This window comes from Streptomyces sp. NPDC111656, from assembly GCF_055656965.1.
In genome coordinates this window covers 525,574-537,627 of record NZ_JBVKCA010000003.1, presented here as the reverse complement: position 1 = coordinate 537,627, position 12,054 = coordinate 525,574, and the positions used below count along the sequence as shown (strand labels likewise).

Sequence of the window (12,054 nt, the reverse complement as noted above, 5' to 3'; positions counted from 1 at the left end):
CGGGGCGGGCTCGAAGTACGGGTCCGCCTCGACCAGGGGCGGCTGCTTTGCCTCTGGGGCAACAAACTTGCCCGAGAGGCAAGGGTGCGGCTCAATGGAGTCATGAGCCCTGTCGAGTCGGGGGCGGCCGCCACACCGCCCGAGTCCGCAGCAGCCGAGGCGCTGCCCGCCGTCGCACCGCAGCTGCGTGCGCTGCGCCGCCGGGCCTCGCTGACCCTGGAGGCCGCGGCCCGCGCCGCCGGCCTTTCGGCTGCCCACCTCTCCCGACTGGAGACGGGACAGCGCCAGCCCTCGCTGCCGATGCTCCTCGCACTCGCTCGTATCTACGGTACGACGGTCTCGGAGCTGCTGGGCGAGACGGTCGCCGAACGGGACGCGATCGTCCGGGCCGCCGACATGGAGCCGACGAAGGCGGGCGGCTGGACCTACTGGCAGGCCGGTGCCCCGGGCCGCGGAATGCAGGCCCTGCGGGTACACGTCCCCTACGGCTCGCAAGGCGACATCGTGCGCGTCCACCCCGGCGAGGAGTGGCTCTACGTCCTCCAGGGGCGGCTGCGGCTGCGCCTCGGGGACACCGCCCAGGTGCTCGCGCCCGGGGACAGCGCGCACTTCGACTCGCTGACCCCGCACCGCATCGCGGCCGCCGATCAGTCGGGGGCCGAACTCCTCTTCGTACACACCCTGCTGCAGAGCCCCACCGCCGCGCTGTGCCTCGGCCCGGCGGCAGGGCACCCGACCATGGGAGAGCTGTCATGACGGAATCCACGCAACCCTCGGAGCCCACGGAATCAGTCGACCCCGCCACGCGGCGGCGCATGGTCGAGAAGTTCCCCCGCGCCCTGTGGGTACGGCTCTTCATCTACATCGCCGTCGGCCATCTCTTCGCGGCCTTCATCTATCTGCTGTTCGAGCTGGGCGGGCAGAACCAGTAGCCCAGGGTTCAGGCCCCAGGTTTCGGACCGCCGCGTTTCAGTCCAGCAGGCGCTCGCGCAGCCGCTCCCGCTGCTCGGGCGTGACCCCCAGCCCCCGCTCCAGGTACGCGTCGATGCCGCCCCAGGTCTCCTCGATCGTCTCGAAGGCCGCGGTCAGATACTCGGCGCGGGCGTCGAACAGGGGGCTGAGCAGCTCCATGACCTCGGGGGAGCGGGCCGTTTCCGAGGAGCCGTTGCGGCGCACCTTGTAGCGGCGGTGCGTCGCGTTCGACTCCAGGTAGTCGGCCACGATCGCGTCGCGCTCGACGTCGAGGGCGAGGAGCGTCACGGCTATGGAGAGGCCCGCGCGGTCCTTGCCCGCCGCGCAGTGCATCAGCGCGGGCACGCTGTCCTCGGCCAGGGCGTGCAGCACGTGCGAGTGCTCGGCCGTGCGCTCCTTGACGATCGTGCGGTAGGAACCGATCATCCGGTTCGCCCCCTTGCCGTCGCCGAGGTGCCCGCGCAGCTGTTCGACGTCGCCGTCGCGGACCATCTTCCAGAACTCGCTGCCGTCGGCAGGGTCGGTGAGCGGAAGGTTCACGTTCCGTACACCCGGCAGCTCGACGTCCGGACCCTCCAGCTTCTGGTCCGCGGCATTGCGGAAGTCGAAGATCGTGTGCAGTCCGAGGGAGGAGAGGAACGCGGCGTCCTCCTCCGTGGCGTGCGCGAGATGACCGCTGCGGAACAGCCGTCCGTAGCGCACCCGGCGGCCGTCCACGGTGGGCAGGCCGCCCACGTCTCGGAAGTTGCGCACTCCGGCCAGCTCCGGCTCGGTCGACGGGACCTGCTGCGTCACGGGGGCTCCTCCCATTGGACCGCCGGCGCTGCTCGGCGACGCTCGCCGACGGGGATCGCGCCTTCGACGATACGACATGGGTTCCTCAGGCAATGAAGTTGTCCACAGCCGTTGCCTCCCGGGTGAGACGCCGTTGATGATGTTGGTGATTGAGCGCGGCTGTTCGAATCTGTGAGGGTTTGATGATCGAAATCGGCGAAGATGGTCGTACGTGGCTTCTTTCGGGCCCCACGAGCAGCTACGCACTACGGCTGACCGACCTCGACGAACTGCTCCATCTCCACTGGGGGCCCCGGATCACCCTCGCCGACGCCGAGTCGCTGGCCGCCCTGCCCGGCCCGCCGTACCGGCCCTTCGAGTCCCGGCTCGACGGGCGCGAGGAGTATCCCGTCGAGGGCGGCCCCCGCTTCGTACGTCCGGCCCTGTCCGTACGGACGCAGGAGCGGCGCGGCACCGAATGGCGTTTCGAGGCGCACGAGGCCGACAGTGACGAACTGCGGCTGCGCTTCGCGGACGACGGGCTCGGCATCACCCTGCACTACCGGATGCGCGGCGACGTCGTCGAGCGCTGGGTGACCCTGGCCAACGAAGGACCTTCCCTGGAGCTGCTGCGCGCGGACTCCGCGACCTGGACGCTGCCCGAGCGCGACGGTTGGCGCCTCTCCCAGCTGCACGGGCGGTGGGCGGCCGAGTCCCGGCTCGCGCGCTCCCCCCTCACCTACGGTGAGAAGGTCATCGGCAGCCGCCGCGGGCACACCGGGCACCAGCACCTGCCGTGGGTCGCGCTGGACAGCGGGGCGAGCGAGGAGAACGGCGAGGTCTACGGGTGCGCGCTGGGCTGGTCGGGCTCGTGGCGGATCTGCGTGGCTCAACTCCCCGACGCGCGCGTGCAGATCTCCGGCGGCGCGGGGTACGACGACTCCGGACTGTTGCGTCTGGAGCCGGGGGAGTCGTTCACCACCCCCGTCTTCGCGGGGCTGTGGAGCGACGGCGGCTTCGGCGCGGCGAGCCGGACGTGGCACGCCTACCAGCGGGCGTACGTGATCCCGGACGCGGACCAGGACCGGCCGGTGCTCTTCAACTCCTGGGAGGCCACGCACTTCGACATCTCCGAGGGGCGGCAGCGGGAGCTGGCCCGGCGGGCCGCGGAGATGGGCGTCGAGCTGTTCGTCGTCGACGACGGCTGGTTCGGGGCGCGGACGAGCGACCGCGCCGGGCTCGGCGACTGGACCCCCAACCCGGAGCGCTTCCCGCAGGGACTGAAGCCGCTCGCCGACGACGTGCACGCGCTCGGCATGCAGTTCGGGATCTGGGTCGAGCCGGAGATGGTCAATCCGGACAGTGAGCTGTACCGCGCGCACCCCGACTGGGTGCAGTTCCAGCCGGGGCGGACCAGGACGGAGTTCCGCAACCAGCTCGTACTCAACCTCGCCCGCCCGGATGTCCAGGAGTACCTGTGGGAGCAGCTCGACGGTCTGCTCTCGAGTGCCCCGATCGACTATGTGAAGTGGGACTTCAACCGCTGCTTCACGGACGCCGGTTGGCCCGGTGTGCCATACCCGCAGAAGCTGTGGGTCGAGCACGTGGAGGCCCTGTACGGGCTCCTGGACCGGCTGCGCGCCGAGCATCCCGGGGTCGCCTTCGAGTCCTGCTCGGGCGGTGGCGGCCGGATCGACCTCGGCGTCATGGCGCGTACGGACCAGGTGTGGACCTCCGACAACACCGACCCGCTCGACCGGCTCGCCATCCAGCACGGCTTCAGTCAGATCCACCCGGCCCGGATCATGGCCGCCTGGGTCACGGACAGTCCGAACGCGCAGCTCAACGGTCGGATCAGCTCGCTGCGCTTCCGGTTCGTGAGCGCCATGGCTGGGGTACTGGGCGTGGGCGGCGACCTGGCCGACTGGAGCGAGGCGGAGCTTGTCGAGGCGCGGGAGTGGGTGGACCTCTACAAGGAGATCCGGCCGGTCGTGCAGCACGGCGACCTCTACCGGCTGCGGCCTCCGGAGGGCGGGCTGAGCGCCGTGCAGTACGTCCGCGGCGATGAGACCGTCGTCCTCGCCCTGCTCCAGGCGCAGCATCACGGCGAGCCGGTCGCCCCGCTCCGGTTGCGTGGGCTCGATGCGAGCGCCTCGTACGAATGCCGCGAAACGGGCGAAGTGCACCGAGGTGCGGTGCTGTTGCATCACGGGTTGCGGACGGGGCTGCGCGGAGACTTCGATGCGGCAGTTATCCGACTGCGTCGCATGTGAGCGTTCTGTCCTTATTGATGCCTTAATTCCAACTGGCCCTGGAATGAAGGACCGTGGTGTGACGTGCGTGAGCAGCGTCATATTCGTGACGATGCGTTGCCGGCCCGCTTTCTCGATCCGCCCGAATTCCCGGGCGGGTTGAGGGGCGGGGGAGATCATTGTCCACGGAGGGTGACCGGAATTCCGGCATGGATCAAGAAAGGCACGCGCACAGAAAAGCCACATGGTTGGCGATGCGCCCCCATCTCGCTTACGTTCGCCCTCAATCCGGACGGACGCCCAATCCTGCCGCCGCCCGGTATCCGCACACCCACCGGTAACCGGCAGGAGCGGGGGACCCACAGGTACCACGCCTGTTCCGGTCTCCGGAACGGCTAGGGGTATAGCCGCGCAGCCGCGTGGCCGGGCATCTCCAGCCCGCACCCGACAGCTCACCTCGCAGGCGCCGGAGAGGAATTCTTCATGCCCGCGAAGGGTAAGCACCGCCGACCCAAGTCCCAGCGTTTCTCCCGCTCGATCGCCGTGGCCGGAACCGGTGGCGCCGCCCTCGCGCTGCCGCTGATGGGGGCCGCCGGTGCCCATGCCGTGACGCCGACGGCCGCGGTTTCATCCACTCCGGAAAAGACCGCGACGATTTCCGGCGCGACGGTTTCCGAAAAGACCGCGACGGTTTCGGAAAAGACCGCGACGACCTCCACGGCCTCGACGAAGACCTATTCGGTGAAGGCCGGCGACTGGCTCTCCAAGATCGCTGAGCGACAGCACCTCAGTGGCGGCTGGCAGAAGCTCTACTCCGACAACCGCCAGGTCATCGGCAGCGACCCCTCGATGATCCACCCCGGCCTGAAGCTCACGATCGGCGTGAGGACCGCGTCGACCGACGACACCGAGCCGTCGACCAAGCCGTCCACGCAGTCGTCCGCCAAGACGTCCACGCGATCGTCGGCGCAGTCGGCTGCCGGGTCGTCCGGCGCGGCGGACGCGCCCAAGCCCCAGGCCGCCACCACCCGGGCCACCGGCACCGCCACCAACACCGGTTACACCCTGCCGGTCGGGGGCGCCACCATCGGCACCGGCTACAAGGTCGCCGGCAGCATGTGGTCCAGCGGCTACCACACCGGCGTGGACTTCGTGGTCCCGACCGGTACCACCATCAAGGCCATTGCCGCCGGCACCGTCGTATCGGCCGGCTGGGGCGGCGCGTACGGCAACCAGGTCGTCATCCAGCACGCCGACGGCCGGTACTCGCAGTACGCCCACCTGTCCGCCCTGTCCGTCTCGGCGGGCCAGACCGTGACCGAGGGTCAGCAGATCGGCCTCTCCGGCGCGACCGGCAACGTCACCGGTCCGCACCTGCACTTCGAGATCCGCACCACCCCGAACTACGGCTCGGACATGGACCCGGTCGCGTACCTTCGCTCGCACGGTGTCGCCGTCGGCTGACGTCCGCCGTGCCTCTCACGTCTTCGAGGGCCGGACCCCGCGATCGCGGGGTCCGGCCCTCGGCCTTTCCCCACGCGTCCCGGCGTGGTCCTTTCATGATCGGCACATTGCGGTCGTGTGGCACCGGCGTACGAGGCCTCGACACGGTGCGAGAGTGACTCCACAGTGATCTCCGTAAGCGCTTTCTGCGTCTTCGGCGGCGACATCGCGGCCGAAGTCGCCACCGCAAGGAGCACGCCATCGTGAGACCTCGAAGACTCGGCGTCATCACCGCCTGCGCGCTACTGGCCGGTCTGGTCGCCGCGCCCTCGCACGCCACCGAACTGCGTCCGCCGTCGCGCCGGATCATGGAGAACCTGGACCGCGGCCTGATCGCCGTCCCCTCGGGCAAGGCAACCTTCCTGAGCTGGCGGTTACTCGGCACGGAGTATGCGCTCCCCCAAGTTCTCGGCTCCGCTCGAACAGGGGGTACCCCCACCGGAGACGCGATCGCGTTCAACGTGTACAAGGGCGGACGGCGGCTCAACCAGGCGCCGGTCACCCGGTCGGCCACGTACCAGGACGACAGCCGGGGCACCGGCACCTTCACCGTGCGTGCCGTCGTCAACGGCCATGAGCGGAAGCCGAGTTCGGTGGCGCTCGACTTCGTGCGGGGCTACGCCGAGATTCCGCTGGCCGCCGCCGACGGATACACCGTGCAACACGCCTGGCCCGGCGACCTCGACGGCGACGGACGCTACGAACTCGTCGTCAGCCGGCTCGCGCAGACCCGCGACAAGCCCGACCTCCTGGAGGTGTACACGCTCACCGGCGCGCGGCTGTGGCGCGTCGACCTCGGCCCGGGCTCGTACACCCGGGTCGGCGGGAACGGCGCCAACGACCCCGAGCCCGCCGCGATCAGCGGCTCGACGCCGATCGGCGGCTACCGCAACGACGACAACGTCACCGTGTACGACCTCGACAGCGACGGCAAGGCCGAGGTGCTGGTGCACACGGCCGACGGGACCACCTTCGCGGACGGCGCGAAGGTGACCGCCGACTCGCCCGCCAGCCAGTTCATCTCGGTGATCGACGGGAAGACGGGCAGCGAGCGCACTCGGCAGCCCGTGCCCGACGACCTCGTCGCCGACGGCCCCTCCGGCGGGCACTTCGGCATCGCGTACCTCGACGGCTTACACCCCAGCCTCGTCACGAAGTTGGTCACCCGGGTCGGCGCCAAACGCGGAGCCTTCCGGATCCTCTTCCACACCTGGGACTTCAACGGCACGGAGCTGAACCGGCGTTGGAAGTACGTCGTCCCGGCCGGCAGCGGCGCCACCAGCTTCCACCAGACCCGGACCGTCGACGTCGACCAGGACGGCAAGGACGAGATCGCCGACGGCAACTACGTCGTGGGCAGCGACGGCACGCCGCGCTACGTCGTCGACGGTGCCGGACACGGCGACCGTTTCGACATCGCCGACCTCGACCCCGACCGGCCCGGCCTGGAGGGCTTCGCGATCCAGCAGTCCGAACTGGGCGTCGCATCGAAGTTCCCTTGGTACTACTACGACGCCGACACCGGTCAGCGCCTGGTGACCGGCGAGCACCCGGCCGACCCGACGAGCGAATCCGACCTCGACGTCGGCCGGGGCAGCGCCGCCGACATCGACCCCGGCCACCCCGGCTACGAGTACTGGACCTCCACCGCCGACGTCACCCGCATCGGCGCGGGCGTCTTCAACGTCCGGAGTACCCGCCGGGACAGCAGCCGTTTGCCCTGCGCGTCGATCACCACGCAGTGGTGATGTTCCTTGCCGATGTCCACTCCGGCCCAGATCTCGGGCACGGCCACCTCCGCCGGCTCGTCGTACATGAACCCAGCAGACGACCTCGCCGACGTTGTCCTACACAGCGATCGCGTCGCATCTCCCAATCAGCGGTCGAGCCGTCGCGGGGCTCCGGGCGGCCAAGTTCCTTGAGCCATCCAACGGCGACCCCATGACAGCCATACCCGAAACCCCTGGGCCCGCTGATCTTACGAATGACCAACTCAGACCCGCATCAAGAAGGTAGGACCTCATGACCACCCGCAGAGCCTTCGCGACCCTCGCCGCCGGTGCCGCACTGTCGACGCTCGTCCCGGCCGCCACCGCGAGCGCCTCGCCGCGCCACCGTCGCGGCCGGCTCATCGCCCACGACGGCTTCCGCCGCGGCCTCGGCCAGTGGGTCACCGAACTGCAGGACGGCGGCACGGTCACCGCCTCGCACGGCGTCCTGGAGATCGACGTACCGAGCGGTGCGACGGTCTGGTTCAAGCAGCGGCTCGAAGGGCCCTACGTCATCGAGTACACCGCCACACTGGTCTCCGAGGGCGGCCTCAACGACCGGGTCTCCGACCTCAACAACTTCTGGAACGCCGTCGACGTCCGCTCCCCGGACGACCTCTTCGCCACACCCCGGGGCGGTGCCCTGGCCGAATACGACTACCTGAAGACGTACTACGTCGGATACGGCGCCAACACCAACACGACCACGCGGCTGCGCCGGTACGTCGGGGAGCCGGGCGTCCGCCCGCTCGTCCACGACTACACGGAGCCACTGCTCACGGCCAACGAGCCGAACCGTGTCCGGATCGTCTCGGACGGTTCCACGGTCCGCTGGTGGAACAACGGACGGCTCGTTTTCGACTACGGCGACCCGGAACCGTACACGAGCGGGCACTTCGCGTTCCGGACCACATGGAGTCACTTCCGGATCGAGGGCTTCCGGGTGTGGCGGCTGTTCAACCACTCCTGACAGGGCCTTATTCCGGGTTCGGTCACACTTTACGAGTGGCTTATCTCACCACCCGTCAACCCCTTCCTACGGTCGCGTAGCTCACATCGAAAGGTGAATCATGGGCCGATGTGGCAGACGATTCGAAGAGTGACAACAGATCAGTGATCGGGTCGTACGTGGCGGTGGGGGACAGCTTCACCGAAGGCGTCGGCGACCCCGGCCCCGACGGGGCCTTCGTCGGGTGGGCCGACCGGTTCGCGGTGCTCCTCGCCGACCGGCGGCCCGAAGGCGACTTCACCTACACCAACCTCGCCGTACGCGGAAAGCTGCTCGACCAGATCGTCGAGGACCAGCTCCGGGACGCCAAGGAACTCGCCCCCGACCTGGTCTCCTTCTGCGCGGGCGGCAACGACATCATCCGGCCAGGCACCGATCCCGACGAGGTCGCCGAGCGCTTCGAACGCGCGGTCGCCGACCTCACCTCCGCCGTCGGCACCGTCTTGGTGACGACCGGCTTCGACACCCGTACCGTCCCCGTGCTGAAACATCTGCGCGGCAAGATCGCCACGTACAACGGGCACGTGAGGGCCATCGCGGACCGGTACGGCTGTCCGGTCCTCGACCTGTGGTCCCTGAAGACGATCCAGGACCGCCGCGCCTGGGACGGCGACCGTTTGCACCTCTCGCCCGAGGGCCACACCCGGGTCGCGCTGCGCGCCGGCCAGGTCCTCGGCCTCGAAGTGCCCGCGGACCCCGACCAGCCCTGGCCTCCGCTGCCGCCCCGCGGCACGCTCGAGGTCCGGCGCGACAACATCCACTGGGCGCGCGAGTACCTCGTTCCGTGGATCGGGCGCCGACTGCGCGGGGAGTCCTCCGGCGACCACGTGGCCGCCAAGGGCAGCCTCTCGCCCGACGACATCAAGATGCGGATCGAGTCGGTGGCCTGAACGACGGGCCTCCGACGTGCCGGTGGCTTGGAGGGAGTGGGCGCGGGGGCCGCAGACGTGATGCGCGGGGCCGTTGTCGGTGTCGGCTTCACCGTGCGTCGGCAGGGAGTCGGTGTCCGTCGTGTCATTGGCGCGTCGGCAGCCGGCGGCCCTGGCGGCGGGACGTGCCGCCCGTCACGGACCCGCCTCGGCGGCGTGCCCGCCAGGCGGCACGGGCCGAACTTGCCCCCGCGCCTCCGGCCTTTGTGGCGCGGCGGCTGTCGCCGGGCCGGGTCGGCCGTGCCCCCGTGCACGCCTCCCCGGTGGCTCGGCGGTGGGCGGAGCCGACTCTGGTGGCTGCGATCCGGCGGCCGACGAGGTGAACGGCCCGGGGTGGGCCGGCAGCAGCCGGACCGACCCGCTCGGTGGGCGGCCGAGCCGAACCGTCCGGGCGCGCGGCCCGGCGTGCGCCTCAGCGCACCGCCGCCGTCAACGCCTCCCGCGCGAGCCCCAGTTCCCGGGCGAGCGCCTCGTCCACCCACTCCTGGGCCCGCGCCCGCGACACCGCTCCCGTGTAGGCGGTCATCTGCACGGCGAGCCCGTCGAGCAGCGCCGTCAGCCGCAGGGCGGCACCCGTGGGATCCGGGCACGCGAACTCGCCGGCCGCCACTCCCTCCGCGATCACCTCGGTGATCGCGGCCTTCCACTGCTTGTCGAGATCACGCGTGACCTCCTGAAGCGCGGGCTCGCGCAGGGCGGCCGCCCAGCCCTCGATCCACAGCCGCCAGCCCTTGGCCTGACCGGTCGGCGCGTACCAGCGCACGGCGGCACGCAGCCTGCGCAGCGCCGACGTACGACGGCCGAGCAGCTTGCGCAGATGGGCGAGGTCGTCCTCGGCCGCGTAGGTGAACGCGGCGGCGACCAGCTTCTCCTTGGTGGAGAAGTGGTACAGCACCAACGCGTTGCTCACCCCGAGGACCGAGGCCACGTCGGCGATCCGCACCGCCGCCACGCCCCGCGCCTCGATCTGCTCGATGGCGGCGCGCAGCAACTCCTCGCGCCGTTCCGCCACGCTCAACCGCACCCTCGCCACGCGGTAACCCTAATGCTCGACGGGGTCAGTCGACGAACTGGTAGTCAAACCGGATGCGGCCGTCCTCGTCGAGGACCAGGAACTCCCGGCCACCGCCCGTGGCCCGTCCCTCCCCGGTGTGGAAGGACTCCCAGCGGAACGTGATGACGTCCCGCAGCTGTTGGGCGGGTTCCTGGATGCGGAAGACGTAGGTCCCCGGAGCGACGAATTCGTCGTGGGCGCGGGTCACGCGCGTGTGCAGCTCGTCGTGGCCACGGGCCTCCAGGGCGGCGGTGGTGAAGCCGAGGCCCACCGCGGTGTCCCGCATCTGCTGGGGCGGCCGGAGGACGTGCAGACCGTCCTGAGCCCAGAGTTCGTCCACGGTCTTGCGGCGGATCTCGGGATCGGGCTCGTTCCAGACGCCGATGTAGCGCTCGATCAGGTCCTGCGGGTCGATGGTGGGCATGGATGCTCCCGGTACGAGTCGGACTTCGTGTGGGGAGGGGCGGTCACTCGCGCTCACGCGCCCTCGCTGCACGGACTCTGCTGTCGCCGGCCCCGCGCCTCAATTCCCCAGGAGGAATGACGGGAGGGCCGCGAGACGGATGCCCGTCAGCGGTACCACCCGAACCGCTCCGCGATCACCGGCAGCCGGTCGGCGACGATGGCGTGCGCCGCGGCCCGTGGTGTCGTCCCGTCGGCCTCCGCGCGGGACAGCATCCGGTCGATCAGGTCGCGCATGGAACGCCGGGTGTACGCGAACGCCTCGTCCGCGTCCGCGCCGATGTCGCCGAAGAGCGTCCACCACCACCAGGCGTTCGTCCCGGAGTTGACCACGACGTCCGGCAGTACGACGACCCCGCGCGCGGCGAGCAGCTCCTCCGCCTCGGGCAGTACGGGCATGTTGGCCGCCTCGACGATCCAGCGGGCGCCGATCTGCCGCTGGTTCTCGGTGTCGATGGCGTACGAGACCGCCGCGGGAACCAGCACCTCCGCGTCCATGGACAGCCAGGCGTCGCCCGGGAGTTCCTGGTCGGCTAGGCGCAGCGCGCCGCGGTCGACCGTCCCGTAGGCGTCCCGCGCCGCGAGCAGCGCGTCGATGTCCAGCCCGTCCGGGTTCGCGATCGTGCCCTTGACGTCCGCGACGGCGACGATGGCGAGGCCCGCGCGGGAGAGGAAGCGGGCCGTGGCTCCGCCCATGGTGCCCAGGCCCTGCACGGCCACGCGCGTCCCCGCGTGCGCCACCCCGGCCCGGTCCAGGGCCGCGAGCACCGACTCGGCGACACCGCAGCCGCCGACCAGTTCGTCGAGCCCGATCCCGTCCACGTCGACCGCGAAGGCGTCCGCGAGCCGCCGACGGGCCGTCGTCTCGTCGTCGAGCAGCGGGTACACGGCCTGGATGGACGAGACGAGCCCCGCCTCCTCGGCGGCCCGGTCGACCAGGTCCTGGGTGAGCCCGAGGTCCTCACCCGTGGTCCAGAAGCTCTCGATGTAGGGGCGCATGGCGCGCAGATAGCGCACCAGCAGGCCGTACGCCGCCGGGTCCTGGGGATCGCAGTCGATGCCGCCCTTGGCGCCGCCCAGCGGGATGTAGCGGCCCTCGGGGTTGTAGTGCAGGGCCTCCTTCATCGTCATCCCGCGGGCGAGCCCGGCGACCTCGTCCAGGGTGCAGCCCGCGCGCATCCGCAGGCCGCCGCTGGAGACGCCCCGGACGAGCCGGTCGACCACGAGATAGCCCGGTCTGCCCGTGACGTGGTCGGTCCAGGTGAGCGTGATCAGGGGCGCGGTCGAAGGCGAGGTGAGCGGCGCGGTCGGGGGCGTGGTCATGGGCGTG

The 12,054-nt window shown here is 70.5% G+C and carries 10 protein-coding genes, 2 pseudogenes and 1 riboswitch; of the genes and pseudogenes, 7 read left to right on the top strand and 5 right to left on the bottom strand.

Annotated features, from left to right (window positions below; genetic code table 11):
- The first annotated feature begins 102 nt into the window (after nucleotides 1–102).
- Both ACZ7M3_RS12665 and ACZ7M3_RS12660 read left to right on the top strand, forming a co-directional pair.
- Nucleotides 103–756, top strand: a complete 654-nt coding sequence (locus tag ACZ7M3_RS12665; protein ID WP_095851334.1) for a helix-turn-helix domain-containing protein — start codon at nucleotides 103–105, stop codon at nucleotides 754–756.
- 59 nt (nucleotides 757–815) lie between these two features.
- Nucleotides 816–932 carry a DUF6126 family protein gene (locus tag ACZ7M3_RS12660; RefSeq protein WP_054232722.1) on the top strand — a complete coding sequence of 39 codons (117 nt, stop codon included), beginning with the start codon at nucleotides 816–818 and terminating at the stop codon, nucleotides 930–932.
- Nucleotides 933–969: 37 nt separating this feature from the next.
- On the opposite strand, the gene ACZ7M3_RS12655 is transcribed toward ACZ7M3_RS12660, so the two are convergent.
- Complete coding sequence (locus ACZ7M3_RS12655) at nucleotides 970–1,767, bottom strand: tyrosine-protein phosphatase (RefSeq protein WP_450423978.1); 798 nt, start codon at nucleotides 1,765–1,767, stop codon at nucleotides 970–972.
- A gap of 182 nt (nucleotides 1,768–1,949) precedes the next feature.
- Here ACZ7M3_RS12655 and ACZ7M3_RS12650 point away from each other — a divergent pair, with 182 nt between their 5' ends.
- From ACZ7M3_RS12650 to ACZ7M3_RS12640, 3 genes and pseudogenes are all read left to right on the top strand, one after another.
- Entirely contained in the window at nucleotides 1,950–4,019 is a 2,070-nt protein-coding gene (locus ACZ7M3_RS12650) for an alpha-galactosidase (protein ID WP_472062880.1), read from the top strand.
- A gap of 301 nt (nucleotides 4,020–4,320) precedes the next feature.
- A riboswitch (cyclic di-AMP (ydaO/yuaA leader) is annotated at nucleotides 4,321–4,479 on the top strand.
- A gap of 2 nt (nucleotides 4,480–4,481) precedes the next feature.
- Entirely contained in the window at nucleotides 4,482–5,462 is a 981-nt protein-coding gene (locus ACZ7M3_RS12645) for a M23 family metallopeptidase (RefSeq protein WP_472062879.1), read from the top strand.
- A 347-nt stretch (nucleotides 5,463–5,809) separates the two neighbouring features.
- A pseudogene (locus tag ACZ7M3_RS12640) lies at nucleotides 5,810–7,141 on the top strand (rhamnogalacturonan lyase family protein); the annotation flags it as partial.
- Nucleotides 7,142–7,191: 50 nt separating this feature from the next.
- Here ACZ7M3_RS12640 and ACZ7M3_RS12635 read toward each other — a convergent pair.
- A pseudogene (locus ACZ7M3_RS12635) lies at nucleotides 7,192–7,290 on the bottom strand (IS110 family transposase); the annotation flags it as partial.
- A 233-nt stretch (nucleotides 7,291–7,523) separates the two neighbouring features.
- Between ACZ7M3_RS12635 and ACZ7M3_RS12630 the strand changes: the two are divergent.
- A complete protein-coding gene (locus tag ACZ7M3_RS12630; RefSeq protein WP_472062878.1) occupies nucleotides 7,524–8,240 on the top strand; it encodes a DUF6250 domain-containing protein in 717 nt (238 codons plus the stop codon).
- A 143-nt stretch (nucleotides 8,241–8,383) separates the two neighbouring features.
- Nucleotides 8,384–9,169 carry an SGNH/GDSL hydrolase family protein gene (locus ACZ7M3_RS12625; protein WP_351299533.1) on the top strand — a complete coding sequence of 262 codons (786 nt, stop codon included), beginning with the start codon at nucleotides 8,384–8,386 and terminating at the stop codon, nucleotides 9,167–9,169.
- A gap of 451 nt (nucleotides 9,170–9,620) precedes the next feature.
- Here ACZ7M3_RS12625 and ACZ7M3_RS12620 read toward each other — a convergent pair whose 3' ends face one another.
- The 3 genes from ACZ7M3_RS12620 to ACZ7M3_RS12610 form a co-directional block, all read right to left on the bottom strand.
- Complete coding sequence (locus tag ACZ7M3_RS12620; protein WP_351435832.1) at nucleotides 9,621–10,241, bottom strand: TetR/AcrR family transcriptional regulator; 621 nt, start codon at nucleotides 10,239–10,241, stop codon at nucleotides 9,621–9,623.
- Between the two features lie 25 nt (nucleotides 10,242–10,266).
- Nucleotides 10,267–10,686, bottom strand: coding sequence for a hypothetical protein (locus ACZ7M3_RS12615; RefSeq protein ID WP_097223908.1), 420 nt, complete (start codon nucleotides 10,684–10,686; stop codon nucleotides 10,267–10,269).
- 146 nt (nucleotides 10,687–10,832) lie between these two features.
- Nucleotides 10,833–12,047, bottom strand: coding sequence for a Glu/Leu/Phe/Val dehydrogenase dimerization domain-containing protein (locus tag ACZ7M3_RS12610; RefSeq protein WP_472063122.1), 1,215 nt, complete (start codon nucleotides 12,045–12,047; stop codon nucleotides 10,833–10,835).
- Nucleotides 12,048–12,054: the final 7 nt, after the last annotated feature.